Here is a 26616-nt window from a genome sequence, read left to right on the forward strand (position 1 = left end):
ATACGAGCCTATGATAAGTTTGCTCTTTCATTGATAAGATGGGCAGCCGAGCGCTAGTTTATTGAAAGAGATCCGGCCGGTGAAGTAATTCCATTCTGGTTCGGCGTATATGTCCACCGAGGATCAGGCCAGCATGAGTAGCGTCTTTTCTTTTAAGTGCGTCAACTAACAGCCAATGCTCGTGGTGAACAGCCGATCGGTCGTTCAATTCCACTGAAAGCGCATATGCTCTCCGATATTGTTGGGTTGAGTTCCAGAATTGTCGTATCATTTGAAGCAGGGTGAGCATTCTGGCACCCTGATAGCTTAGCAAATGAAACTCACGGTCGAGATGAAGGAACTCATCAATGTCCTGGGCATCTCTGATCTCTGTGACGAGCTCTTCAAGCCTGGTTAATGTTGCATCGGAGAGATTTTGACAGCTTTCTCTCAGAGCCAGCGGTTCCAGTTGTTCGCGGATCTTGTAGATTTCCACACATTCCGATTGATCAAGTTTGGAGACCCAGGCTCCGCTGTTGGGAACAAGCGTAATCAACCCCTCGCTTTCCAGCTGACGTAGGGCCTCGCGTATTGGAATGCGGCTGGCATTATAGGTAGACGCAAGGGCTTCCTGCCTTAGACGGCTGCCGGGCTTTAACTCGCCCTTTAAAATAGCGTCACGCATCGCATCAGTTATGCGATTACTGGCAACTGCCGATGACGTTTGATTTTCAGTGAGCATTAAAAAGCTCCGCGCCTATGACTTTAGATTCTGATTGATAACTATATAAGTTTATCTAGCCGGTTCAACGGGGGACCATAGATGCCTCACAGTGTCTTTTTCGTAAGCTTTTCCGCTAGGGAAAGAGACAAGCTCGAGCTGCATACCCCAAGGGGTTAGAAAATAGATCCATGTTTGCCCCGCACTTGGCCCCATTTCGCGAACCACTGGATCTCCGAGCATTCGAATTTTTTTGCTACGCAAGTAGTCTGTTGCCGTTTGGATATCATCTACATAAAACGCCAGATGATGGCCTCCGACGTCGCTGTTTCGAGGTTGTTGAACGCTTTGATCTGGTGCGGTGTATTCAAAAATCTCGAAATTGGAACCGTATCCGCAACGTAGAAATGCGAGTTGTTTCATTATTGTTCGTGGATGAACGTTTAATTGCCGTTCCATCCAGTCGTCGTCTGACTGAAATGGCCCCAGCTTATAAAATAATTCGCACCCCAAGATTTCTGTAAAGAAGTCGATGGCCTCTTCTAGGTTGGGCACTGTAAAGCCAACGTGCTCCATCCCGCGCATTCCAGGAAATTTGTTCGTTTCCATGGGCATTTCTCCCCCTCAGTAAAATAGTCTTTAGATAATTGTATTCAATATGACGATTCTAATAGCATTAATCTAGATATAAACCTCAGTTTATGCAAATATGTATCCAATTAATGATTTTGATCGTCATTGATATTAAACACACGCAGCGCTTTCACGTGGCGTCAAACGATAAACATATAGGGGAAATCATGAACATCACGAGCTATGATCCAAAAGACGGGATTGCCTTTATGCATGGAGAATATGTGCCGTTGAAGCAGGCTTGCATCCCCATTACCGATCGCGGTTTTGTTCGGTCAGATGCCACTTACGACGTGACGCATGTCTGGAATGGCCATTTTTTCAGGCTTGAGGATTATATAGAGCGCTTCCATCAATCGATGGAGGGCCTGCGCATGAAACTTCCCTATAGCAACACTGAAATTGCCGAAATTCTGCATGAGTTGGTTCGTCGTTCTGGATTGAAGAACGCTTATGTGCAAATGACCTGCACACGCGGAGTACCCAAACCCGGTTCGCGCGACCCCCGGGAATGTGAAAACCGCTTTTATGCGTTTGCTCAGCCATTTGTCTGGATCGCCAACGATGAACAACGCGCCAATGGCCTGAGCATGATTGTATCTTCCGTCCGGAGAATTCCCCCGGAATCGGTTGACCCTCGTATCAAGAATTTTCACTGGCTTGATCTCACGATGGGAATATTTGAGGCTTATGATAAGGATGCGGTTGTCTCCGTGCTCACCGATGGCCAGGGGAACCTTACCGAAGGGGCCGGATTCAATATTTTCCTTGTTAAAGATGGCAAGCTTGCCACGCCCGATAAAGGTATTTTTGAAGGTATGACACGACGCACGGTTATTGAGCTCGCACAAGAGGTTGAACTCGATGTTGAGGTTCGCCCTGTGAAAGTTGAAGAACTGGAACACGCTGACGAGATTTTTATAACGTCGACTGCGGGTGGTATTATGCCGGTCACGAAAGTAGATGGCCAGATATATGGCAATGGGAAACCCGGGCCGATCACGGCGAAGGTTTATGAACTATACTGGGGCAAGCATGATGCCTTGTGGCGGTCGGATGAAGTTATCTATGCGGAACAAATTTAAGCGACACAAAAATTTTTGATAAGGAAAGGCGGCACTTGTGCCGCCTTTTATTGAGCGTAATATTAAAACTAGACTAGCAATGTTAGGGGCTGCTCCAGCGCAGACTTGAATACTTTAAAGAAGTCCCCAGCCAATGCTCCATCAATTGCCCGATGGTCGACCGACAAAACGCAGGTTACACAATTGGCGGCAACCAACTCGTCACTTTTGCATACAACTCGACGTTCAACCGCTCCAACTGCCAGGATCATGCTCTGTGGAGGATTGATAATGGCTGAGAATTCACTCACGCCATACATTCCGAGATTGGAAATTGAAGCACTTCCCCCTTCAAATTCTGAAGGGGATAGTTTCCCACTGCGCGCTTTCATTGCAAGAGAACGCACCTCGGAAGAAATGGCGCTCAGACTTTTTCTGTCGGCGTTCCGGACAATAGGCGTAATCAGACCACCATCCGTGGCTACTGCGACAGCAATATCTACCTGTGTCAACGCAATCATTGCGTCGTCATTCCAAACGATGTTTGCCTGTGGTGTCTGCGCCAATGCATAAGCGAAAGCTTTAATCATGAAGTCGTTTATTGAAATCTTTTCCGCTATTCCGGAGGCGTTAATTCGCGTGCGTAATTCCAGAATGTCGTCAACGACGCATTCAGTTCGCAAGTAAAAATGTGGTATCGTGGCTTTGGATTGACTGAGACGACGCGCTATGGCCTTGCGCATAGGGCTGTGCGGAATTCGTTCTCCATCGATGGCGAATGATATCGCGTTAATTGCATCGAACTTTGAGATAGTCGACGCTGGGGTTACGACTTGCTTTTTCTTCAACTCGCGTTCGATATCAATCCGCACGATTCGTCCGCGTGGACCACTTCCCTCTAAACCGTCGAAATCAAGGCCATTCGCTCGTGCGAGTCTTCGGGCGAGAGGAGATGCCTTTGTTCGAAGTTCTTGTTCTGTGATATTCTCTTGCTGTGCAACTGGATTTGAATTGAATTCTCTGTTTATGCTTTCTCCTCGGGCAGTTTGTTTGGCGTCAGTTGGTATTGCTATGCTGGTTGATCTGAGGTTGAAATTTGCATAATCGTCTTTGTTAGCAAACAGGATGCCAAGAGTTGAACCAACAGGCACATTTTCCTCGCGGTCCAAAAATGTGACTCCCCCGAGAATGCCGGATACTGGCGCCTCCAGTTCCATTGTCGCTTTGTCTATTTCGATTTCGGCGATGACTTCCTGTTTTTCCACCGCATCGCCGTCCCGCTTTAACCAGCGCGCCAACGTTCCGCTCTCCATGCCAGCGGAGAGGGACGGAAGTTTGATTTCATGTGGCATCGGTCGGTCCTTCTGATCGGAATATGCGTTAAAGCAAATGGTTGGATCATTGATCTCGTTCAATCAGATCGGAAAGCGCGCTAAATCGGGAGGCCCTGTGCGCTCATCGCGTTGCGCAAACCGTCAGCCACATCTGCCGGACGCGCGCAGGCCGCGGCTTCCAGGACCTTGGAAATGCTTGGAGATGCTTCACCGCCATGTACGCGAGCAACGGGTTGATCCAGCCAGTCAAAGCAGCGATTTTGTATCTCGCCGGCAAGAAGTCCGCCATAAGATGTACCAAGTGCCCCTTGTTCTACTATCAGTACATTTCCAGTTTTGCGAACCGAAGCTTCGATTGTCTCCCAGTCGATCCCTGCACGATCAAGTGACCGAAGATCGATGACTTCCGCATCGATTCCAAGTTTTTCTACTTCTTCCAATACAACATGGACCATGTTGAGATAGCTCACGACTGTAAGCTTATCGCCGCATCGCACGATTTTTGCCTTGCCCAGTTCAATGAAGTAGTCAAAGTTTTTCTGAGGGGTCGGGCCGGTTGCTACATATAGGTCGACATGTTCAATGACGAGGACTGGATCCTGGCATTTTAAAGCGGAATTCATGAGGCCGACATAATCAAAAGGAGTCGAGGGGGCGATAATTCGCCAGCCGGGTGAGGTGGCAAATATACCTGCTGGATCCATCAAATGTTGGGATCCATAACCTGATCCCATAGCCACTTTTGTTCTCAGAACAAGCGGCACATTGGTGTCTCCGCCAAACATGTGCCGTGCTTTTCCGATTTGATTGAATACCTGATCTGCTGCGACCCACATGAAGTCTGGATACATAAATTCTACGACTGGTCGAACGCGACCGTCCATGGCCATTCCTCCGGCAACACCAGTGAAGGCGTTTTCGCTGATTGGGGTGCCTAAAATTCGTTTTGGAAACAGTGCAGGTAATCCGCGCGTTGCTCCATTGGTTCCACCTTTCAGACGATGGATATCTTCCCCGAGAATGACGATGCGATCGTCTTGCTCCATTCGTCGCTGCATTACGAAGGATACAGCATCGATAAATTTGCCTTGCGTAACTGTCCCTTCAAAGCTCTCCAGTTCATCGTATTGAACATTGGAGAATTCGGATAAGTCACCGCGAATGCCGAAGTCCCGAAAGCTTTCTTCTGGCCACAAGGATGAGATAATGGTCCTTTTGCCATCAATGTTTTCTGTTAGCTCTGACGTGACATCTTCCATTAGTTGTCGCGCGCGCACACGTAATTCCCTGATTGCTGTCTCACTCAGAATTTGCCGCTCTTGCAGTTCACTTTCCAGCCGCTTTATGGGGTCGCGTTGCTGCCACTCGGCTTCTTCGGCTTTGTCTCTATAACCAAATGCCGAACCGGGCAGGGGTCCGTTCTGGTGAAAATATCGATAGACGTCTGCCTCAATAATCGTAGGGCCATCTCCATTGCGCATATGTTTGATGGCCGCTTCACTTGCAAGCATGACCGCGAGAGGGTCCATACCGTCAACGTTCCAAGCTGGAATGTTGAATGCCAAGCCGCGCGCAGACAGACGTGGTTCAGCCGTTACCTCATCGATATGGGTAGAAACTGCATAGCGATTGTTCTCAATGAAAAAGCAAAGAGGCAGCTTCCATGCGGCTGCGAGGTTCATAGTTTCAAGAACAGATCCGATATTGATGGCACCATCGCCAAAATAGGTAAAAACGACATCGTCAGTGCCTGCATTTTTATGCGCCCAGGCCGCACCCGCTGCAAGAGGAACACCCCCACCTACAATTGCATTGGTTCCAAGATTACCTGCATCTGACCAGCGCAAATGCATGGACCCTCCGCGTCCTTTGCAAAACCCCTGTGCCAGCCCCATGATTTCGGCCAGTGATTTTTGTGCAAGATCACGGATTCCGTTAGAGAACTCTGAATTGACGAGCATGCCTTCGGGTTCGACATAACGAATAGACTTTGCGAGAAACTGATGGTGGGCGCGGTGAGAGCCGTTGATCTGATCTCCGGCCCGCATCAAAAGCGCCGAACCAACTGCGCCGCCCTCCTGACCAATGGCCGAATGTGCAGGTCCATGTACAAGCCCCGAACCTGCCAGTTCCAATACCTTTTCTTCAAAAGCCCGAATAAGGTGCGTTGAAACAAGCATGGTTTGAAGCTGTGAAGGATCAGCATTTGCCCAGTCGTCCGGGGTTGTAGTCAAATTGACCCAAAGGCTGGCCGGATTGAGAGTTGTGAGATTTGGCATGTGTCCTCCCGTTTACCCTAAAGGGATGGAAGTCAGCTGCGACTTCTCCATCAATTGGATACATTTCATGAAATTCAGGTCGGTTCAAGTGTAATTTTTCGATGCTAAAAATCATAGTAAATTCATGAGGTTGCAATTATAATTAAGGAAAACAATAAGATACTAATAAATTCTCGAAAGGTTTCCGAAATTCTGAAGCGCGGGTTAAAATAATAATTTCTATAATGTATACATTCTAATGAGTTTGGGTAGTTGTAAGTGGCCTTGGTGCAGGCAGCCTGGATTTTCGTGGCAGTCAGTTTTTCAGAAGGACTTCAATTCGAGCAAGGATGAGTTCACTGGCATCCAGTATGTCTTTGGCAATGGCTGCTTCAGCGGCATCGGCGTCTTTTGCTTCAAGTGCTTTCATGACGACGTAATGATCATCAATCATTAATCGCCCACCATGTTCATAAGCACCTGCGATAAGGGGCCCCATCCGTAACCAGAGTTTACCGAGGATCAGGGATAGTGATTGCATTTGGGCAATTTCCGCAAAGGCATAATGAAATTGCTGATTGCACTCCAATGCGTCCTGCCAGCGCTGTTCTTTAAGTGCAGCCTCATTTTTTTCTATCAGAACCCACAGTCGTTCAATATCTTTGGTTGTTGCTTTGGCTGTTGCATTGCGAACTGCGAGACCTTCGAGACGCACGCGAATGTCGCGGATTTCGCAATATTGCTCGGGGGTCAATACTGGCACGCGAACTTCGCGCGGGGTTTTTTGAATGAGCGCATTATCCTGGATAAGCCGTAGAATAGCGTCCCGCACCGGCGTGACCGATGTGCCAAGGGAGGTGGAAAGGTCGCGTATCGTAAGGCGGGTGCCGGGTGCAAATTTGCCGCCGACTATATTTTCGGAGATTTTGCGATAAACGACTTCGCCCAAATTCTCGCGTTCCAAAGTTTGTAGTGCAGAAATATCGTGCATTGCGGGCGCTCCCTAAAGTCGATCTCATATCAATTTGCAATATGATGCATCAAACATGTTGCATGTAATATCGTTTGTATGTAGCTTTGTACCAACGGTCAATCAGCTTCCGTTATCTCCGTGATGAGGGGAATAGCATCACCGCTTATAACTGCCATTTCTTATGTGAGGCTGGGACAACCGGCCCGTTTTATTGAAGGTAGAACTCAATGACCAATCAGCCGAATTCCGTTGAAGCACGCGATATACAGTATCATTTTCATTCTAACACCAATGCCAGGCGTCATGAAGAAATTGGGCCCGTCGTTATTGAAAAAGGCGATGGAATCTATGTCGAGGACAATAATGGTCGGCGATATATTGAAGCTATGGCGGGTTTGTGGAGCGTCGGTGTCGGTTTCTCGGAACAGCGTCTGGTTGATGCAGCATGCAAGCAAATGCAGAAGTTGCCTTATTCACATACATTCACGCATCGCTCTCATGCTCCGGTAATCGAGCTCGCGGAAAAGCTCATCAGTATTGCCCCTGTTCCTATGAGCAAAGCTTACTTTACGAATTCCGGCTCGGAGGCCAATGATACGATTATTAAGATGCTCTGGTTTCGCTCGAATGCCTTGGGGCAGCCGCAGCGTACCAAGATCATCGGTCGGAAGCGAGGCTATCATGGTGTGACCATTGCGTCAGCGAGTGCAACAGGACTGCCGGTCAATCATGTGTCGTTCAATCTGCCTCTGCCTGGCTTCTTGCATACGACTTGCCCGCATTACTATCGGGATGCTTTTCCGGGTGAAACAGTAGAAGAATTCACCACCCGTCTGGCGCAGGAGCTGGAAGATATGATCCTGGCAGAAGGCCCGGATACCGTAGCCGCTTTTATTGGCGAGCCGGTAATGGGAGCTGGCGGTGTTGTCGTTCCTCCGGTTGGCTATTGGGAGAAAATTCAGGCAGTTCTCAATAAATATGACATTTTGCTGATTGCAGATGAAGTGATTTGCGGCTTTGGCAGAACCGGTAACATGTTCGGTTCCCAGACATTCAATATCAAACCAGATATTATGACGCTTTCCAAGCAAATCTCGTCATCTTACCTGCCCATTTCTGCGTTCATGTTCAACGATCGTGTTTATCAGCCTGTCGCGGATGAGAGTGCGCGTCTGGGTGTTTTCGGGCATGGATACACTGGGTCTGGACATCCGGTTGCTGCCGCTGTCGCTGTCGAAAATCTTAAAATCATCGAAGAGCGTAACCTTGTGGCAAATGCGCGAGATACGGGTGCTTACATGCTGGAGCGCCTTGGCGAGCTTTCAGACCACCCATTGGTTGGTGAAGTGCGTGGCGTGGGTCTTATCGCCGCCATCGAACTTGTTGCCGATAAGCAAACGAAGCAGCCTCATGAGAAGGTCGGAGCGCTCGGAAGTATGGCAAATGCCGCTATGTTCAACAATGGGGTTATCACTCGCAATATGGGTGATGCGATAGCCTTTTGTCCACCCATGATCATAACACCAGCCCAGGTAGATGATGTGATTGCGGTGACGAAAAAATCTCTCGATGAGGTCCTTGCATCTGTAAAATAACGTCCGGGTCCTGACGCATGATATCCGTCGGAGTTTTTGTTGACTCCGACGAGGAATATTCTACCGAAAGGTCAAAATTGGATACATTACAATAAAATAATATCGGGGAATGTGCCAGAATTGGCCAAATAATAGATATTATGTATCCAATTAGATTGACAAGCGTGACCACCGGTATAAGCTTTTTGGAAAATAAGAAGCGAAGCCGCCTGCTGTGATTTTAAACATAGAGCAAATGGGAGCTCGAACAAAAATGGCGTTGAACAAAACGATTGGTTCGTCTTTGGTGGCGATCCTGATTTCTGTCTCTGCGGGTTCGATGGGAACGGCGCAGGCTGCGGATTGGTGGCCGTTTAAAATCAAGTCCGCAAAGGACGGCGATCTTAAAGCGTTATCCGATATTGATTATGTCCCGCTGGATAAAGCCGAGAAGCCGTGGAATCTGTGTGTGCTTTATCCGCACATTCAGGATGGATACTGGGTTTCTGTAAACTATGGCATGGTCGAAGAAGCCAAGCGCCTCGGTATTAATCTGACCATTTTTCAGGCTGGTGGTTACACGTCTCTTCCCAAGCAAATTTCGCAATATGATGATTGCGTGGCGGCTGGTGCTGACGCCATTTTGATTTCTCCAATTTCTGAAGCAGGTGTTGCTGCGAAGATTACGGAGGGAATGAATAAGGGCATCGTCAATATTGCCGTGGCAAATCCAATTCTCGAAACGCCTATAACGGCGCGCATTACGCCCGATTTTTACCAGAAAGGTTATCAAACTGGTGAATATGCGAAAAAGGCGCTCGGTGATAAATCCGGTAAAGCCGTAGGTTTTCCAGGACCGCAGGGGTCGGGTTGGGCGGAAACTTACATGAGTGGTTTTCGTGACTCTGTAAAAGAAGGCAACATTCAACTTCTCGCCGAACAATTTGGTGAAGCCAGCGTTCCTGCGCAGCTGCGTCTCGTAGAAGATGCGCTACAGACCTATCCGGAAATGAATGTGATCTGGGGCGGAGCTCCAACTGCGGAAGCAGCCATCGGTGCTGTCGAGGATGCAGGGCGTGACGACGTTATGATTGTCTCATCCTACGAAAACCAGACCATGCTTGACTCTGTTCAGAATGGCAAAGTGCTGGCATTTGCTACAGAGTATCCCGTGATGATGGGGCGTATCGGCATTGATCTGGCTGTTAGAGCACTTGAAAAAAAGCCTTATGAAAAAGTGCTTCTGGTATCGCCGGGCATTGTCACGAAGGACAATGTTGGCACTTTTGATACGACGCAGATTTTTGCCCCTGCGAACACGCGCCCAGTGTTCTCGGTGTCAGCGAAGTAATCGGACGGCCTGTTCAATCAGTATCGTTTCTTAACAATGCAATACCTATCGGCCTTTCAAAAGGCCGGTAAGGAATCATTGATCGGAAGAAAAATGCTTGAAATCAAAGGGCTTACGAAACATTTCCGTAATGTGGCTGCTCTGAGCGATGTGAACTTTCATTTGAGAGCCGGAGAAGTTCATGCGCTTCTAGGTGAGAATGGTGCTGGCAAGTCCACGCTTATAAATCTCATTGTGGGCACTTTTGAGCCAACAGCGGGAGAACTGATTTTTGACGGCACTTCGCATGGTCAGCTCAACCCAACGCTTGCGCGTTCTCTCGGTGTCGCTTCTGTATTTCAGGAGTTCAGCCTTGTTCCCGATCTGACAGTTCTTGAAAATCTGTTCCTGGCACGCGAAACGACTGGAAGTTTCTTCCTGAAAAAATCGACGATGCGTCAACAAGCGAAAAAATTATTAGAAGATCTGGAGTTTCCAGTATCACTGGATATTCCAGTTGGACACTTGTCTCGTGCGCAGAAACAAATGGTGGAAATCGCCAAAGCACTACGTCTGGAGCCGAGGATACTTATTCTTGATGAGCCAACGGCCTCTCTTACTGATGGTGAAGCTGAAAAGCTTTTCCGGGCAATACATCGACTGAAGGCGAAGGGTGTCGGCATTATTTATGTCTCACACCGGATGGCAGAAATTCGTAATCTTTCTGATCGCGTAACTGTGTTGCGGGGCGGAAAATACATAGGAACCGTTACGACCAAGGAAATCAGTGATGAAGGTCTGATCGAGATGATGATTGGTCGACCTGTTTCTGAATTGTTTCCGGATATTGCCTTCAAACCCGGAAACACTGTCGTCGAAGTTCATAAACTTTCAACGAGCAAAGGTACTGTTTTCCAAGCCAGTATCTTTGCTCGGTCCGGCGAAGTTGTGGGTCTTGCGGGACTAATTGGCTGTGGTCGTTCTGAATTGTGTCGAGCAATTTTTGGACTTGAACATATTTCAGAAGGGCGGATTGAGCTGCACGGGAAGGCGATCAGTAATCCGTCTCCATCTGTGATGTTGAAGAACGATCTTTGTTATTTCCCCGCTGACCGGGGGGAAGAAGGTCTGGCATTGAATAGACCTGCGCGTGAGAACGTTACAATGGTAAGTCTGGGACACTCGGCAATATCGAAAGGCGCGTTTCTCAGGCACAAGCGAGAGCGTCAACTTGTCGATGGGCCATTGAGAGAGTTGGCGTTAAGCCCGCTTGATCCGGAAAGACCTGTTCGGGCATTTTCGGGTGGCAACCGCCAGAAGATCATGCTGGCTCGTGGGCTTATGAAAGACTTTGACGTCTACATATTTGACGAGCCCACAGTGGGTATCGATGTTGGTGCAAAGGCCGATGTCTATCGATATATCAAACGTCTTGTAGAACGTGGTGCTTGCGTCATTGTTTCGACGTCTGAGCTCCCTGAATTAATTCATCTCGCATCACGTATCTATGTCATGCATGAGGGGACCATCATGGCTGAAATTCAGGAGAGTGAAAAATCGGAGGCTAACGTTCTTTCCCACTATTTTGGTAAAGCAGAAGCGAAGGAGGCCGTGGCATGACCGAGATCACCACACGGTATATCGCTCCCATCCATAAGTTACGCAATATCGATCGGTTTATCACCGGCGGCGGCATTGTTCTCACATTTCTTGCGCTGTCGATCATTGCCACGTCAATTCTTGAACCGCGATTTTTGAATCGCCTCAACCTCCTCAATGTTATGAGAAATTTTTCGTTTTTAGCGTTGCCTGCTGTGGCGCAAATGCTTGTTATGACGACCGGCGGATTTGACCTTTCCGTTGGAGCGGTTGTTGCAGGGGCTACGTTGATTACTGCAACAATTATGCTTGTTGTGGGGCCGCTGTATCCTGGTATGGAACTCTATGTTGTGCTTATGGCCTTGCTTGCAGTTATCGCGCTTGGGGGGCTTGTTGGTCTCATCAACGGGTCATTGATTGCAACCTTCAATGTTTCACCGTTCATGGTAACGCTGGCTGTTACTTCAGTGCTCATGGGGGTGGGGCTCTACTTTACGCAAGGTATCCCTGTCTATGGTGTTTTCGACGGTTTTATCAAAGGCGTTGGTCGCGGTCAGTTAGCAGGTATTCCGGTTGTGATGGTCATTGTGCTTGCGATCGCAGCGCTGTGCTGGGTTATGCAACGATTCACCGCATTTGGCCGCCATATCTACGCAGTTGGTAGCGATGCCAGATCGGCTCGCCTTTCTGGGGTTAAAGTGAAGCGGGTAATCATCTCAACTTATGTTCTTGCGAGCATTTTGGCTGCTATTACCGGGTTCCTTATGACTGCGCGTCTTGGTTCGGGACAGGCGACCATCGGCAGTACGCTTGCAATGGAAACCATTGCGGCGGCAGTCATTGGAGGTGTCTCACTGCGTGGAGGTGTGGGGCGCGTCGAGCTTGTCGTGCTGGCTGCCCTTTTCCTGACCGTCATTGGCAATGCAATGAATTTGCTACAGATCGACAGCAAGTTTCAGACTTTGATGCTTGGTGCTGTTCTGATCATCGCCTTAGGAATTGAACGCGTGCTGCGGGCGAGGAATTAAAGATGACTGATATAACTTCAATACTCCCAAAACTGAAGTTCAAGGCATTCTCGCACTCTTTATCAACGTTTGCGCTGCCTTTGGCCATTATTGCTGTCCTGATTTTCTTTGGAAGCATAGAACCTCGCATTTGGTCGCTCGGTAATTTGCAGAATATTCTTATTCAGGCGAGTTTTCTGGCGATCTTCGCGATGGCCCAAACCTTTGTTATTCTCACACGCGGGTTTGATCTTTCGCTTGGGTTTAACATTTCGCTCATCAGCGTTGTTTCGGCAATGGCGATGGTCGGGATCGGTGGCGCTGACATTTCATCTATGTTGATCGGCATCGGTGTGGCCTTGCTTCTGGGATCAGCTATCGGCCTAACCAACGGTATTTTGATTGCAGGGTTTGAACTCAATCCGCTTGTCACGACACTTGGTATGGCCAACATCGTACTGGCTTTGGCTTCAACGGTCAGTGGCGGCTTTCCAATCGCGGGCTTGCCACCGGTATTCAATGCAGTGTTTTCTCAAGGGAAAATGCTTGGAATTTCAATGCCTATCTGGGTTCTGGCCGTGACCTTCATCATACTTGGCGTCACGCTTTCTGCCACCCGGTTCGGCCGTAGCATTTATATCATAGGGGCCAACCCAAAGGCGGCCAATGTTGCCGGAATTCGTGCGAAACCTGTGGTCATCATGGCCTATACGATTTGTGGTCTTCTGACAGCAGTGGGTGCGGTTATGTTGACGGCGCGCACAGGGTCGGGAGAACCCAATCTTGGCGGGAATCTGACCCTTGAATCCATCGCGGCGGCAGTTGTCGGCGGCGTTAGACTGTCAGGCGGAGAAGGTGGCGTAACAGCAGCTTTAATCGGCGCGATTTTTATCACTGTCCTATCCAATGGCATGAACCTTATTCAGGTGGACGGTTATCTCCAGCAGATATTCCTCGGGCTGATTATCATAGCCTCCTTGATTATCGTGCGGGAGGAAGTACCGCGTTAATCATTTACCCAAAGCCAGCAAAGCAATCCCGACGGTTGCATAAGCTTCATAGGGCAAACCGTTTCCATTTTCGGCTCTAAGAGAGATCTTGAGGATTATATGACATATCAGGTTTGTATTGATATTGGTGGCACCTTCACCGATTGTCTTGTTTCAAATGAAAACGGCGAAATCTCTATTTTCAAATCACCAACGACACCCGGTGAGTTTGAAAATGGCTTTATCAACGTGCTTCATGTGGCTGCTGAAGGCTATAACCTGACGTCCGAGCAGTTCTTCAAAAACATCGACCTGATTGTTCATGGATCAACGGTGTCGACCAATGCACTGGTTGAGCGGAAGACCGTCAAGGTTGGATTGATTGTTACAGAAGGCCATCAAGACGTGCTGGTTCTGCGCGAAGGACCGCGCAAAGGGGCATTTCAATGGCGTCTCGACTATCCTGATGCCTATGTCCCGAGCCATCTTACACGCACAGTCGGCGAACGTATTGACGCTCGTGGCCGTGTCATTCGAGAGCTCAATCGCGAAGACGTTATTCGTGCCGCAGATGATTTCGCCAAACTTGGCGTTGAAGCGATTGCAGTTGGATTACTCTGGTCTGTCGTCAATCCGGATCATGAGCTGGAAGTACGTCATATTCTGGAGGAAAGGCTTCCGGGCGTTGCAATCACACTGAGCCATGAAATCAACCCGATGCCACGCGAATATAAGCGTATTATTGCTGCTGCTATCGACGCCTCAATCAATCCAATCGTGAAGCGTTACATTGAAAAACTTCGTGTTGCTCTCGACGGGACGAGCTTTGAAGGCGAGTTGTTGCTGGCAAATTGCGTTGGTGGCATGATGCCCCTGGCGGAAATGATCAAGAAGCCGATTTATTCTGTCATGTCCGGGCCAACACTCGCTCCGATGGCAGCACTCGCGCTTTCTGATGAACCGGACATTATCGTGGGTGATATGGGAGGAACGACATTTGATGTATCCGCGCTGCGCAACCATCAAATTATTATCACACCAGATAGTATGATCCACCATGATAGTCTTGGTATTCCCAAGGTTGATGTGCGTTCGGTTGGTGCCGGAGGCGGTTCTATCGCTTCTGTTGACGACGGTGGTCTGTTGCATGTCGGCCCCCATAGCGCCGGTGCTCGTCCGGGGCCTGCCTGTTATGATAAAGGTGGTACCCTTCCAACTGTTACAGATGCAAATGTAGTTCTCGGTATCGTTGACCCGGATTACTTTCTGGGTGGCAAAATGCAACTTCGCAAGGATCTTGCTGAAGCGGCTGTGGCGCAAGTTGCGGATCAGCTTGGGGTTTCCAATGAAGAGGCCGCCTATGCCATCTATACAACATCAAACCACAATATGGTTGCTGCTATTGAAGAAATCACTGTGCGTGAAGGCATCAATCCGCGCGATAGTTTCTTTGTATGTGGCGGCGGCGCGACTGCGATTCATATCGCAGAAATGGCCGACATTCTTGGTCTTAAACGCTACATGGTTCCTCGTTTCATGGCAGGGTTATCGGCTTTTGGCGGGCTGATTTCAGATATACGTCGGGAAGATACAGGCGTGTTGCTAACGTCAAGCGAGCGGTTTGATCCCGATGGTGTGAACGCTATCCTAGCTCGGCTTCTTCAATCCGGCAGCAGTTTCCTCGAAGAAGCGGGCGTCCCCGATGTCAATCGCCGTTTTGAATTTACCTTCATGGGGCGTTACGAGTATCAGTCATTTGAAATCGAAGTTCCATTCACGGTCGAAAACGGGCAGATTTCTGCGACACAGCTGTCTGATTTTGTCGAAGCGTTCCACCAGATGCACGAGCGCATCTATTCGATCCGCGCAGACGCTGACGTTGTCGAGTTTACTGCCTGGAAACTACGCGCCATAGGAAAGCGAACAGGTCAGGATATTTGGCTCAACCATAAGCTTTCAGCGCAAAGCGGTCCTGTTGAACCTAAGGCTACCCGTAAAGTTTACAGCCATGAGAAGGGCGGGCGCGAAGAACTGCCCGTATACGAGTTGACCGGCCTTGGAATGGGGGCTGATCTGATCGGCCCATGCATTATCGATGCCGAGACCTTCACAGCGTATCTGAAGCACGGCCACAATGCTGTTGTCGATGAATACGGCAATCTTGTTGTCCATGTAGACTAAGCAGAGAGGCTTCAGAGATGAATATGAGCGCAAAAATGTCTGATACAGGTACAGCAGCTCGTCGCGTCGACCCGTTTCTCATGTCGGTACTTAAGAGCCGCTTCGAAGCTGTCGTGCGTGAAATGACGCTCGTGGTGATGCGTGCCAGCCGCTCGGCTGTGATCAAAAATGCACGCGATTTTTCGTGTGCAATTCTGACCTATGATCACCGTCTTGTGTCTGTTGAAGATGCGTTGCCCATTCACGTTATGTCAATGGATTTGGCCACACGTCCTATCACTCAGATGTTTGATGATATCAAACCGGGCGATATCTTCTTCAACAACTGTCCATTCACAGGCGGTACCCATCATGCCGATCTCATCGTTGCTATGCCTGTATTTTATGAGAGTAAACCATTATTCTGGATGATGGCGCTGTCTCATCACGCAGATACAGGTGCACCAACGCCTTCAACATATTTGCCGTTTGCGAAGAATATTTTTGAAGAAGGCATGCATTGGCCCTGTGTGAGGGTCGCGGAAAATTATAAGGAAAAAGCGGATATTTTGCGCATAGGTTCCATGCGTAACCGCGTGCCTGAAATGTGGCTGGGCGACGTACGCGCGCAGATTGGTGCTTGCCGGACTGGTGAGCGCCGTATTCATGAATTGCTGGAGCGATATTCTCCTGAAACGGTAATGGATTTTGTCGAAGATTGGTTTGACTACGGAGCACGTTGCGCGAAGGCAGCAATCGCCAAACTCCCGGCAGGCCAATATAGCTACGAAATCCGCCACGATCCGGTTCCCGGAGTGGCGGATGAAGGGATACCTGTCAGGCTTACGATTAATGTCGATCCAGAGAAGGGTGAAATCGTTGTAGACGCGCGTGACAATATCGATTGCGTTGCGGGCGGTTTGAATCTTTCCGAAAATACCGCCACAGGATCATGTCGTATTGGGGTATTTAATAACCTGGACGAAAGTGTGCCGCATAATGAAGGGGCGAAATCCCAGATTAAAGTTCTGCTTCGTGATGGCTCGGTTGTAGGCAAACCAAAATACCCAGTGGGTACCTCAGTTGCGACAACCAACGTGAACGATCGTCTGATGATTGCCGGCAATGCTGTTTTCTCCGAAATGGGCGCGCCATACGGTCAGGCCGAAGGCGGCTCTCACTTGCCTGCGGGCGTTGGCGTCATTTCCGGGCAAGACCCATACAAAGATGGCAAGGGATATGTGAATCAGGTCTTTGTGGGCTATGCGGGTGGTGGCGCTTTACATGGTCACGACGGCTGGCTCACGTACTGCGGACCTGCAAATGCCGGGTTGATCCAATTGGATTCGGTCGAAGTTGATGAATCCATGTATCCAATCATTATTGAGCGACGTGGGGTTGTTCAGGATTCTCAAGGGTATGGAGAATTTGAGGGAGCTCCGACGGTGGGCGGTATTTTTTATCCCCTGGATCACGATATGACCATTGTCTATGCGGCGGACGGCACAACATTCCCACCACGCGGAGTGTTGGGCGGTGGAACCGGCAAGGCATCGGAAACAATCAAGCTTCAGGCAAACGGTGGTGAAGAGGTGTTGCCCGCATTTGCTGAAGTTGTCATCGAAGAAGGTGCGAAAATCGCATTTACCGCCTCTGGCGGCGGTGGCTATGGTGATCCTCGTAAACGTGATCCGCAGCGTGTGCTTGCTACTGCCAATCGAGGCTGGCTCTCTGTGGAAGCGGCGTTGCGAATTTATGGCGTTATGCTCGTGCCAGATGAGAATGAACCAGGGACTTTCAAAATTGATGCAGAGAAAACGACTTCTGACCATCAGTAATTTGGGTATGGTGTAAAATCGAAAGCCCGCATGGCGTACCATGCGGGCTTAGTTTTAGACTAAATAGATTTCTCGTGTGTAATATTACAGGTACTCTAAAGTAAGTGGCGTTCAGAAACGAATTTAGTCGTCAAGTAGGACTCAATCGCTTCGCTGCCACCTTCTGAACCGTAACCACTATCTTTCACGCCGCCAAATGGCGTTTCTGGAAGCGCCAGTCCCAGATGGTTGATTGATAGCATGCCAACTTCAATCCCGCGCTCAAGTTCGCTAATCGTTGCAGCTGATTTTGTGAAGGCATATGAAGCAAGCCCGAACGGCAGACGGTTGGCTTCCTGCAAAGCCTCATCGATGTCCTGAAACGGGATCATCAACGCGACAGGTCCGAATGGCTCTTCATTCATGATGCGCATGTCACGTGTGATATTTGTGAGCACTGTTGGTTCATAAAAATTCCCGGAATTGCCAATTCTTTTGCCCCCTGTTGCGAGCTTTGCGCCGTGTTCACGCGCATCCGCAACAAGCGATTCAATTGCTTCGAGACGACGTTCTGAGACCAGTGGCCCCATATTGTTTTCGACGTCCAGACCGGAGCCAACTGTCAGACGCTTCGTTTCAGTGACGAAAATGTCTACAAACTGATCAATCGCGCATTCTTCAACAAGGAAACGGGTGGGTGATACACAGACCTGACCGGCGTTGCGGAATTTTGATTGGCTCATGGTTTTCGCTGCAGCTTCGATGTCTGCGTCGCCGAAAACCAAAACCGGAGCGTGACCACCAAGTTCCATCGTTGCTGGCTTCATATGTTTTCCTGCAAGGGAAGCCAGATGTTTGCCGACTGGGACAGATCCGGTGAAAGATACTTTACGAATAGCGGGATGAGCGATCAGATAATTTGAAATATCCGCTGGTACGCCATATACGAAATTAACTACACCATCTGGAATGCCTGCCTCGTGAAGTACCTGCGCAAGGACTGCGGCCGCTGCTGGCGTATCTTCTGATGGTTTGACAACGAGCGAGCAACCGGCAGCGAGCGCTGCGCCGAGCTTTCGCGCGGTCTGGGATACCGGGAAATTCCAGGGCGTAAATGCAGCCACCGGGCCAACCGGTTCTTTGAATACAGTTTGCCTTACCGCGCGATCACGAGCAGGAATGATGCGGCCATAAGCGCGGCGTGCCTCTTCTGCAAACCAATCAAATATATCCGCTGAAACGTTCACTTCAGCACGGGCCTCTGCCAGTGGCTTTCCTTGCTCCTGTGTAAGCAAATGGGCTGTAGCATCAGCTCTTTCGCGCAACAGTGTCGCAGCTTTTCTAAGGATATTTGAACGCTCAAAGACGCTGGTATTTTTCCAAACCTTGAATCCTTTTTCTGCCGCTTCCGTCGCTGCCTGGAGTTGTGACTGCGAAGCTACACTGACCGATCCAATTCGCTCATTGCTGACAGGGTTGAGGACATCTATTGGCTTGCCGCCTTGTCCTTCCACCCATTTACCATTGATGAAAAGTTGGGTGTCTTTGTATGCATTTTGGTTCGACATGGCTCACTCAATTGTTTTGTTGTAAACGTTTGAAGATCAAATCGCCGATCGGAATTGCCGATGTAGCTGCCGGCGAGGGGGCGTTGCAGACATGCAGTACACGCTTGGACTGCAAGAACTTGAAATCATGGATCAATACGCCTTGTTTGGAGACTGCTTGAGCGCGTATTCCTGCTCGGTAGGGCAGCAGATCGCTTGCTTGTAGCGTCGGGCAGTATTTGCGACATTTTTCCAGATAACTCGACTTGAAGATGCTGTCCTTCATCTCCTGAATTCCGGAGCTAAGGTTATTTGAAATCACCTTCCAGAAACCTGGAAATCTTGCATAGGTGGCCATATCCCGCAGGTTTGTCGAGAATTTTGCATAGCCCTCGCGTGACATGCCGAGGACTGCGTTTGGACCAACAGTCAGCTTTCCATCCATCATAGGCGTCAGGTGGATACCGAGAAATGGCATGGATGGATCGGGTACGGGATAAATCATCCGATTGACCAAATTGCTTAACTCGGGCTTCAGCGCATAATATTCTCCGCGAAAAGGCACGATCTGAAAATCGACTTTTTGTCCCGATTGTTGAGCGAGACGGTCAGCCTGTAGTCCAGCGCAGGCAATGACATAGCGGCTTTCCCATACATCCTTGCTCGTATGAACGCGGACAGTATCTGAACGCTCTTCGATGCGATCAACTTCTACGTTGTATATGATTGTGCCGCCTGCCGCCTTGATCGTCTCACCCATTGCTCTGGAAACTGCGCGATAGTCGACGATCCCGCTTTGCTCCACGAGCAAAGCACCAAGGCCAGTTACGGCTGGTTCAATCTCTATAAGTTCCTGACTGTTTAACCGGCGACAGTTAATGCCGTTTGCTGCCGCATTCATTTCGAGATTCGCGAGACGCTGCAACTCGACTGGATTTGTTGCGACTACCAGTTTTCCAGGAGTACGGTAGGGGATATTATTTTCGTCACAAAACTGTTTCGTTAGGTGCTCACCCGCACGACAAAGTTCAGCCTTTAGGCTTCCCGGTTTGTAGTAAATTCCAGCATGTATGACACCGCTATTATGCCCGGTCTGATGAACCGCAAGCGAGTTTTCTTTCTCCAACAGAAGAATACGAGAACCCGATTCGCTTTTGACAATCTTTAATGCGGTCGCCAAGCCAACGATGCCGCCTCCCACGATACAGTAGTCAAACATGGTCCTCGCTCGATATTTGTTGCATGATGCATCATAATGATTATTTGCATGGCGCTCTATCGACGTCAATCACCGTTTGGGTTTCATGTCTCCGATAGCGCAGATTTCCGCAAAATCTCTGTGGTAACAAGAGAATGGAATAGTCAATTTGATTAACTGTTCCAGGTCTTGACAGACTGCCAGCAGGTAAATGGCCCAAGGGGGAGCGAATTTGATGGTTGAAACACAGCTGCGTCAGCAAGGATTCTAACCTCAAATTCAATCCACTAGGCTGCTTTGCTACCAAAGAACACGCACCCGTCTGTATCGTTCCAGCCGATAAGCAATGTTTGTCCGAGTTGTGGCTCTGATGAAAAGTCGATCAAGGGTCGTCGCAGGACGAGTTGTTGACCTGCTCCTATGTCAACAAGCAGACGTAAATGATCTCCGACGTAAGTAACGTCGCTTATCGTTGCGCTGCATTGATTGCGTCTTTGTCGCGCGGCTTCTCCAATAGCAATATTTTCCGGCCGGACCGCGAGTTTAACGGGTGTTCCTGCACCTATAACGCTCGAATCCCGCATATGTACCGAGATACCACTATCAAGAGAGACGAAAAGACATCCTTCCCCGTCATAACCTTTGGACTGTCCTGAAAGCATATTATTTTCACCGATAAATCCAGCAACATAGGCATTGGCCGGACACTCATAAAGCGCGCGCGGACTGTCGATCTGAACGATATTTCCATTTTCGAAGATCGCGATGCGGTCTGACATCGTGAGCGCTTCGGATTGATCATGGGTGACATAAACCATGGTGACGCCCAAGTCGCGATGGATTTGCTTTATTTCATATTGCATGTGTTCACGCAGCGTTTTGTCGAGTGCGCCGAGTGGTTCGTCCATCAGTATGAGCTCTGGTTCAAATATCAGCGCGCGCGCCAGCGCTACACGTTGCTGTTGCCCGCCCGACAACTCATTGGGCCGTCGGTCCTTCATCTTTTCAAGACGCACCATCTCGATAGCCTTTGATACTTTATGCTGTATCTGCTGCCGGTTCATTTTGCGCATACGCAATGGATAGGCAAGGTTTTGGGCGATGGTCATATGTGGGAAAAGTGCGTAGTTCTGGAATACCACACCAATTCCTCTTTTGTGTGGGGGCAGGTTTTCTATTGATTTGCCTTGCAGAAAGATGCGGCCGCTTGTTGGCATTTCAAACCCGGCCAACATCATGAGTGTTGTCGTTTTTCCAGACCCGGAACCACCCAGCAATGTAAGAAATTCACCTTTTTGTATTGAGAGGTTAAGATCGTTTATAATGATGTTACTGCCATCATATGTTTTCTTTACATTGGCGAAATCAACGATGGTTTGTGATGTCATAATGCCCTCTAAGAATGGCTCTTCTATGGATCAATTCGGTTTTGCAGCAGTCAGATTTCTGGTGCTGCGATGAATGAGACAGACTGCAGTAGCCAGACTAAGCGTCGCGATCAGCATCAGGAAAGTTGACATTGCCAGAATAGAGGGCTCGATATTGTCTCTTAGCCCTTCAAACATTTTTAATGGCAGAGTGCGTTGAGCAGGGCCTGCCAGAAAAAGTGTAACGACGACTTCATCAAAAGAGGTCATGAAAGCAAACAGTGCGCCGGATATAATTCCTGGTGCGGTGACAGGTACGAGTATAGTCAAAAAGGCTGCAAGCGGAGATGCGCCCAGGCTGTTTGCAGCGCGCAAAAGGCCCATGTCGAAGTTTTGCAACGTGGCGGTCACTGTGATTAGCACGAAGGGTGCTGCCAGAACTGTATGGGCGATAATAACCCCCGGCATTGTTGCAGTCAGCCCGATTTTCGCCATTAGAAAATACATGCCAAGGCCACTGATTACGGGGGGAACGATCATCGGCGCGATCAGAATACCCAGCAAAGTTGTTGGCATGGGCAGATCGCGGCGCGCAAAGGCATATGCCGCCGAAGTTCCCAAGATTGTTGCAAGTATCGTAGTCGCGATTCCGACGACAAAGCTGTTTTTCAAGGCTGCCAGCCAGGGGCCGTCATGAAAAACCCGGTCATACCACTGAAAGGAAAAACCGGGCAGTGGATAGGACAAGAAGCTGCCTGCGCTAAATGAAAGCGGTATGATTGCTAGGAGTGGTACAATCAGAAACAACACCATCAGGCATCCGAAAGCGTAAAAGCAATAACGAGCGAGAAGAGTTTGCTTTGAATATGACATGCTTGCCCTCATTTCAGTCCGGCCAGTTGACGGACGCCAACGGTGCGGGTTGCCACGAGATAAATGCAGAGTGTACAGAAAAGCAGGATGATACCGAGCGCTGATGCCATACCCCAGTTAATTGTTGTGTTAGCGAAGAAAGCGATAAAATAGCCGAGCATTTGATCGCGGGCACTTCCAACCAGAGATGGCGTAATATAATAGCCCGTTGTAACGATGAAAGTCAGCAAGGCACCGGCTCCGACACCAGGTAGCGTCATAGGAAGGTAAACTTCACAGAAGCTACGCAATGGCTTTGCGCCCAGCGATGCAGACGCTTTCATATATTGAGGCGGTATTCCTTTCATGGTTGAGTAGATGGGTAACACCATGAACGGCAGCATCATATGGACCATGACAATATATAGGCCCGTGGTATTGAAGATGAGTTCAAGAGGTTGATTGATTACACCCAGATAGCCGAGGAATGAGTTGATCAGACCTTCGCGCTGTAGCAGCACAATCCATGCTGATGTTCTGGCGAGTAACGAAGTCCAGAAGGGTAGCATAACAGCGATCATAAGCACGATTGCGAATGGCTTTGGGGCTGTCAGCATTAGGTTTGCTAATGGATAACCCAAGATAACACAGACAATTGTTACAATTGCTGCGATCCTGATTGTACGCAGGAGAATGTCGACATAAGTTCGCTGCTCTTCCGGCACCTGAATGATTTGTCCGCTGTCATTCAACTTCAGGTCCAATGCTGCCAGCATGTAATACGCTGTGTAAGAGGCAGATGAGCGCCGCATGGCGTGCCAGAATACAGGGTCTGCCCATCGACTATCGATATCCAAAAGAAACCCTTTGGCGTTTTCATTGTCGTCAATATTGGCGGGTAATTCGCGTACTTTCCGCAACGTGCTCGTTAGGAGTGAACGATAGCCGCTAATTTCGTAATTCAGGCGACGCGCAGCTTCACCTACGTCGCTGCGTGATGCGCCAGCTATTTCTCGTACGAATGTTAAGTAAATCATGTTGGGAGGCTGCTCAACCGGATTGGTGCTGTTCCATTGACCAAGTTGAGTTGTTGTTTGGGGGAATGCTGTTATGACTTCCGAATTTTCCACCGCTTTGTAAAACATAATTGCAATTGGAAGTATAAACGTCAGTAAGACATATAATAAAAGTGGCGCGACCAGTAATAGCGAGTTAATGCGTCTATTTCTTTGAATGCGATGCAATGTCCTTGCAAGCTGCATCGTTTCGTTTCTATCTGCGAGAGCAATACTCATCCGAATCTTATCCTAATGCCGGCCGGAGCTTAACCGGCGCGGCTTTGCAGGGATCAACTAAAAAGCTATTGAGCGACCCAGCTTGCGAAGCGCTCAGACAGTTCTTCTCCGTGATCAATCCAGAAACCTGCGTCGAAGCGAACTGCATTTTTCATGTTCTCAGGTGCTGAAGGAAGCTTCGACAGACGTTCAGGCGATAAGGCTTCCATGGCTTTCACGTTACTGACGCCGTAGGGAATAGCGTTGGCAAACACGACCTGCGGGTCTTTCGACATCATGAATTCCACGAATTCAGTCGCCTCCTGAAGATTGGAGGAGCCTTTCATTATGGCCCAGAACTCAGTAGAGTTAATCTGCCCATCCCATATGACAGGAAAGTTTTTTCCATTATTCTGCGCCGTATCGACACGACCGTTATATGCTGAAGTCATAACCACGTCGCCTGAAGAAAGCCATTCTTGAGGCTGGGCACCGCTTTCCCACCATTGGATATGCGGCTTTAATTCATCCAGCTTCTTGAAAGCTCTATCCTGTCCTTCTTTTGTAGCCAGAATTTCGTAGACTTCTGACGGCGGGACACCATCAGCGATCAATGCGACTTCCATGGTTAGCTTGGCTGTTTTACGCAGACCCCGCTTTCCTTGCCATTTTTCGACATTCCAGAAATCGGTCCAGCTTTTCGGACCGTCAGCGATCTTGTCGGCATCATAGGTCAAGACATTCGCCCAGGCTAAAGCCCCAACACCGCATTCTTTGAACTGCGATGGATCGGTCTCTTCAGCATGGGCTTGTTTACTCCAGTCGATGTTTTCAACAAGACCTTGTTCGCATGCCATGGTGACTTCATCGTCTTCCATCTGCATGACGTCCCAGGTGATATTGTTGCTGTCAACCATAGCTTTTTGTTTTGCAAGCCCACCATTGGTCGTGTCTTCAAGGATATTGATACCCTTTAGCTTTGAATATGGCTCCATATAAGCTGCACGAAATGCATCTTGAACCGAGCCGCCAAAGCCTACTACGGTCAGGTCTCTGGCTTCACTTGCCGACGCTGCAGAAAGTAAAATTCCAAATATAGAGATTATTCTCACCGACTTATTCATTCGTTTCCCTTTTATTCTGTCTTTTATTATTTTCGAAACCGTTACGCTTACGGAAATATTTTTATTCATTTAGACTGAGTGAGTGTACTGAATTTCATTCATGAACCCTCCATCACGTGTCATCGCGATTCAACCGCATCATAGCTTTGATGAAGCTATGTCGTTGCTTTAGTGCAATCATCACCGACGAGTAGCGCGAGCAGTTCCCTTTTTTCTTTCGTTGAGGATTTCACTCTTTTTGAATGGTGTCAACGACAATGTATCCAATTATAAGAGTTAGTCTTGAATAAAGGCGGAAAAATCGTCTTAAATCAAAGTATTGTATTCATTTTGAAGTTGGTACTATCATACCTATGATTATAGAATCGACAGGGCGGTGCAAAATAGCTGCGTGCCCTGCGATGATTTATTGGAGCAACGAATTTTTGAACCTTGCGCTAAGTTGTGCGGCTCTGTCAGAGGCTGAATCATAATGCTTGCAGCTACTTCAAGCCCTTCCAGGGACCAGGTGAGCAGGCGGATATTTGCGATGTAGATCCAAGCTTCAGCGGAAGCGATAGCTTTCTCAAAGTCCTTTGCCGTTCAGCGGCATCTTCCGAGCCAAGCAAAGGTCCGCTCGACAACTCATCTGCGTGGGAGTAGTTCGAAACCGTTGGTCTGGTCTGATCTCTTCATAATTTTCAGCGTAAACTTCTCGACCTTTTCTAACCTACCTTTGAGCTTGGGACCAGTATATCCACCATCAGCAAAGATATGCCGTAACCACGGCCAGCGCTTGAGGATGGTTTTCAAGCCTATCGGCGCACTATCTCTGTTCTGAATGCCCACAGAATGGATCACACGACCAACCATCAAGCCGAGTGATCAACCACAATATGGCGCTTGCGTCCGTTGATCTTCTTACCGGCATCAAAGCCTCGTATTCCCCCACGTTCGCGGCTTTTACTGACTGACTATCGATCACACCAGCTGTCGGACTGACCTGTCTTTCAACCTGTTTGCGCAAACATTACAAGCGTGCTGTTGATCGCACGCATCGTTTCTCCATCACGCTACCATAGAAGCATTTCCTTAAGGTGGAGAACGGTGAGAAGTTCTTGGGCAAAAACCGCCACCGAAAACCCGTCGACCTGATGTACAAAAGAGGATTTATCACCTCTCGAATATCTGTTGTGTGCGGGGGGACAAGTTGCTTTGAAAAAGCAGAAGTGGCGAAAGCAGCCGCCACTCTGCGTCGCCACATCACTTGTATAACACTGGCCATGTCGCTCATACTGCCGATAGGTGATTTCAGGTTAATCCAGCTTGATCTCCATCAAATCTAAGCAATTCGATTGAATCATAAATAACCGCAATCATTCAATTTATTTTGAAACGGACACTTACGAACAGGCGCGGTTACAACCGGGCAGCGGTTGTTGTTGCAAACAAGAACGCAAAGTTGATTTGGGTCGTATTTCAACAAGGCGACGAATACTGAGCCAATCCTAGAGCGTAAGCATATAAATTGCATGCTGAAGGTTGAAATGGAGTGAACAGTTGCACCGGCATATACAGAACCTGTATTTTATAAGGGTCGGCTAGGTCTCCCCTTTGTTGAGGCGTATGTGTGCGTATACCCATTTTGGTGCTTCGAAAATGATGGCACTGTATAGATGTTTGCACTCTATCCGAGTCAAACTGCTTCAACATAAAGTTTGTAATAGGGGATAGTCTATAGATGTAAAAGGATAGGGTGCTCATCCCATGCTACCGGTATATTTCGAAAACGTGTAGCGGCACCAGAGAAAAGATATCATCGTGGCATTTAACCTTT

At 48.7% G+C, this 26616-nt stretch carries 19 protein-coding genes and 1 pseudogene; 8 read left to right on the forward strand and 12 right to left on the reverse strand.

Features of this window, described 5'->3' with window-relative positions; all coding sequences use genetic code 11:
* Positions 1-58: 58 nt before the first annotated feature.
* Both CEV32_RS02675 and CEV32_RS02680 read right to left on the reverse strand, forming a co-directional pair.
* Complete coding sequence (locus CEV32_RS02675) at positions 59-721, reverse strand: GntR family transcriptional regulator (protein WP_094573900.1); 663 nt, start codon at positions 719-721, stop codon at positions 59-61.
* Between the two features lie 51 nt (positions 722-772).
* Entirely contained in the window at positions 773-1309 is a 537-nt protein-coding gene (locus CEV32_RS02680) for a VOC family protein (RefSeq protein ID WP_235818695.1), read from the reverse strand.
* Positions 1310-1500: 191 nt separating this feature from the next.
* On the opposite strand from CEV32_RS02680, the gene CEV32_RS02685 reads away from it, so the two are divergent.
* Positions 1501-2418, forward strand: coding sequence for an aminotransferase class IV (locus CEV32_RS02685; protein ID WP_094574455.1), 918 nt, complete (start codon positions 1501-1503; stop codon positions 2416-2418).
* Positions 2419-2486: 68 nt separating this feature from the next.
* Here CEV32_RS02685 and CEV32_RS02690 read toward each other — a convergent pair whose 3' ends face one another.
* The 3 genes from CEV32_RS02690 to CEV32_RS02700 all read right to left on the reverse strand — a co-directional run bounded on the left by CEV32_RS02690 (position 2487) and on the right by CEV32_RS02700 (position 6980).
* Positions 2487-3749, reverse strand: coding sequence for a dihydrolipoamide acetyltransferase family protein (locus tag CEV32_RS02690; RefSeq protein WP_094573902.1), 1263 nt, complete (start codon positions 3747-3749; stop codon positions 2487-2489).
* An 80-nt stretch (positions 3750-3829) separates the two neighbouring features.
* Positions 3830-6010, reverse strand: a complete 2181-nt coding sequence (locus tag CEV32_RS02695) for an alpha-ketoacid dehydrogenase subunit alpha/beta (RefSeq protein WP_094573903.1) — start codon at positions 6008-6010, stop codon at positions 3830-3832.
* Between the two features lie 295 nt (positions 6011-6305).
* A complete protein-coding gene (locus tag CEV32_RS02700) occupies positions 6306-6980 on the reverse strand; it encodes a GntR family transcriptional regulator (RefSeq protein ID WP_094573904.1) in 675 nt (224 codons plus the stop codon).
* A 209-nt stretch (positions 6981-7189) separates the two neighbouring features.
* On the opposite strand from CEV32_RS02700, the gene CEV32_RS02705 reads away from it, so the two are divergent.
* The 7 genes from CEV32_RS02705 to CEV32_RS02735 all read left to right on the forward strand — a co-directional run bounded on the left by CEV32_RS02705 (position 7190) and on the right by CEV32_RS02735 (position 17459).
* Complete coding sequence (locus CEV32_RS02705; RefSeq protein WP_094573905.1) at positions 7190-8557, forward strand: aspartate aminotransferase family protein; 1368 nt, start codon at positions 7190-7192, stop codon at positions 8555-8557.
* 253 nt (positions 8558-8810) lie between these two features.
* Positions 8811-9887, forward strand: coding sequence for a TMAO reductase system periplasmic protein TorT (gene torT, locus CEV32_RS02710; protein WP_094573906.1), 1077 nt, complete (start codon positions 8811-8813; stop codon positions 9885-9887).
* A gap of 93 nt (positions 9888-9980) precedes the next feature.
* On the forward strand, positions 9981-11486 hold the full coding sequence (locus CEV32_RS02715; RefSeq protein WP_094573907.1) for a sugar ABC transporter ATP-binding protein: 1506 nt from the start codon (positions 9981-9983) through the stop codon (positions 11484-11486).
* Entirely contained in the window at positions 11483-12493 is a 1011-nt protein-coding gene (locus tag CEV32_RS02720; protein ID WP_094573908.1) for an ABC transporter permease, read from the forward strand. The genes CEV32_RS02715 and CEV32_RS02720 overlap by 4 nt, the downstream gene beginning before the upstream one ends.
* 2 nt (positions 12494-12495) lie before the next feature.
* Positions 12496-13482: an ABC transporter permease gene (locus CEV32_RS02725; RefSeq protein WP_094573910.1), complete on the forward strand. Its 987-nt coding sequence runs from the start codon at positions 12496-12498 to the stop codon at positions 13480-13482.
* Positions 13483-13581: 99 nt separating this feature from the next.
* Complete coding sequence (locus CEV32_RS02730; protein ID WP_094573912.1) at positions 13582-15642, forward strand: hydantoinase/oxoprolinase family protein; 2061 nt, start codon at positions 13582-13584, stop codon at positions 15640-15642.
* A gap of 35 nt (positions 15643-15677) precedes the next feature.
* Complete coding sequence (locus tag CEV32_RS02735; RefSeq protein WP_374882665.1) at positions 15678-17459, forward strand: hydantoinase B/oxoprolinase family protein; 1782 nt, start codon at positions 15678-15680, stop codon at positions 17457-17459.
* A gap of 95 nt (positions 17460-17554) precedes the next feature.
* Here the strand turns inward: CEV32_RS02735 and CEV32_RS02740 are convergent, their stop codons facing one another.
* The 7 genes and pseudogenes from CEV32_RS02740 to CEV32_RS02770 all read right to left on the reverse strand — a co-directional run.
* The gene (locus CEV32_RS02740) at positions 17555-19006 is read right to left on the reverse strand and encodes an NAD-dependent succinate-semialdehyde dehydrogenase (RefSeq protein ID WP_094573914.1); all 1452 of its coding nucleotides are present in this window, start codon (positions 19004-19006) and stop codon (positions 17555-17557) included.
* 7 nt (positions 19007-19013) lie between these two features.
* Positions 19014-20204, reverse strand: a complete 1191-nt coding sequence (lhgO, locus tag CEV32_RS02745; protein ID WP_094573916.1) for an L-2-hydroxyglutarate oxidase — start codon at positions 20202-20204, stop codon at positions 19014-19016.
* A 266-nt stretch (positions 20205-20470) separates the two neighbouring features.
* A complete protein-coding gene (locus tag CEV32_RS02750; RefSeq protein WP_094573918.1) occupies positions 20471-21571 on the reverse strand; it encodes an ABC transporter ATP-binding protein in 1101 nt (366 codons plus the stop codon).
* A gap of 30 nt (positions 21572-21601) precedes the next feature.
* Positions 21602-22423: an ABC transporter permease gene (locus CEV32_RS02755; RefSeq protein ID WP_094573920.1), complete on the reverse strand. Its 822-nt coding sequence runs from the start codon at positions 22421-22423 to the stop codon at positions 21602-21604.
* 8 nt (positions 22424-22431) lie between these two features.
* Positions 22432-23697, reverse strand: a complete 1266-nt coding sequence (locus tag CEV32_RS02760) for an ABC transporter permease (protein WP_094573922.1) — start codon at positions 23695-23697, stop codon at positions 22432-22434.
* Between the two features lie 65 nt (positions 23698-23762).
* Entirely contained in the window at positions 23763-24869 is a 1107-nt protein-coding gene (locus tag CEV32_RS02765; protein WP_235818696.1) for an ABC transporter substrate-binding protein, read from the reverse strand.
* Between the two features lie 438 nt (positions 24870-25307).
* Positions 25308-26089, reverse strand: a pseudogene (locus CEV32_RS02770) (IS5 family transposase); the annotation flags it as partial.
* Positions 26090-26616: the final 527 nt, after the last annotated feature.

Origin of the sequence: Brucella rhizosphaerae, assembly GCF_002252475.1 — a bacterium.
Classification (GTDB): domain Bacteria; phylum Pseudomonadota; class Alphaproteobacteria; order Rhizobiales; family Rhizobiaceae; genus Brucella; species Brucella rhizosphaerae.

Coding starts and splice junctions, on each gene's coding strand:
- CEV32_RS02675 (WP_094573900.1), bottom strand. CDS start 721: ATGCTCACTGAAAATCAAACGTCATCGGCAGTTGCCAGTAATCGCATA.
- CEV32_RS02680 (WP_235818695.1), bottom strand. CDS start 1,309: ATGGAAACGAACAAATTTCCTGGAATGCGCGGGATGGAGCACGTTGGC.
- CEV32_RS02685 (WP_094574455.1), top strand. CDS start 1,501: ATGAACATCACGAGCTATGATCCAAAAGACGGGATTGCCTTTATGCAT.
- CEV32_RS02690 (WP_094573902.1), bottom strand. CDS start 3,749: ATGCCACATGAAATCAAACTTCCGTCCCTCTCCGCTGGCATGGAGAGC.
- CEV32_RS02695 (WP_094573903.1), bottom strand. CDS start 6,010: ATGCCAAATCTCACAACTCTCAATCCGGCCAGCCTTTGGGTCAATTTG.
- CEV32_RS02700 (WP_094573904.1), bottom strand. CDS start 6,980: ATGCACGATATTTCTGCACTACAAACTTTGGAACGCGAGAATTTGGGC.
- CEV32_RS02705 (WP_094573905.1), top strand. CDS start 7,190: ATGACCAATCAGCCGAATTCCGTTGAAGCACGCGATATACAGTATCAT.
- torT (WP_094573906.1), top strand. CDS start 8,811: ATGGCGTTGAACAAAACGATTGGTTCGTCTTTGGTGGCGATCCTGATT.
- CEV32_RS02715 (WP_094573907.1), top strand. CDS start 9,981: ATGCTTGAAATCAAAGGGCTTACGAAACATTTCCGTAATGTGGCTGCT.
- CEV32_RS02720 (WP_094573908.1), top strand. CDS start 11,483: ATGACCGAGATCACCACACGGTATATCGCTCCCATCCATAAGTTACGC.
- CEV32_RS02725 (WP_094573910.1), top strand. CDS start 12,496: ATGACTGATATAACTTCAATACTCCCAAAACTGAAGTTCAAGGCATTC.
- CEV32_RS02730 (WP_094573912.1), top strand. CDS start 13,582: ATGACATATCAGGTTTGTATTGATATTGGTGGCACCTTCACCGATTGT.
- CEV32_RS02735 (WP_374882665.1), top strand. CDS start 15,678: ATGTCTGATACAGGTACAGCAGCTCGTCGCGTCGACCCGTTTCTCATG.
- CEV32_RS02740 (WP_094573914.1), bottom strand. CDS start 19,006: ATGTCGAACCAAAATGCATACAAAGACACCCAACTTTTCATCAATGGT.
- lhgO (WP_094573916.1), bottom strand. CDS start 20,204: ATGTTTGACTACTGTATCGTGGGAGGCGGCATCGTTGGCTTGGCGACC.
- CEV32_RS02750 (WP_094573918.1), bottom strand. CDS start 21,571: ATGACATCACAAACCATCGTTGATTTCGCCAATGTAAAGAAAACATAT.
- CEV32_RS02755 (WP_094573920.1), bottom strand. CDS start 22,423: ATGTCATATTCAAAGCAAACTCTTCTCGCTCGTTATTGCTTTTACGCT.
- CEV32_RS02760 (WP_094573922.1), bottom strand. CDS start 23,697: ATGAGTATTGCTCTCGCAGATAGAAACGAAACGATGCAGCTTGCAAGG.
- CEV32_RS02765 (WP_235818696.1), bottom strand. CDS start 24,869: ATGAATAAAAATATTTCCGTAAGCGTAACGGTTTCGAAAATAATAAAA.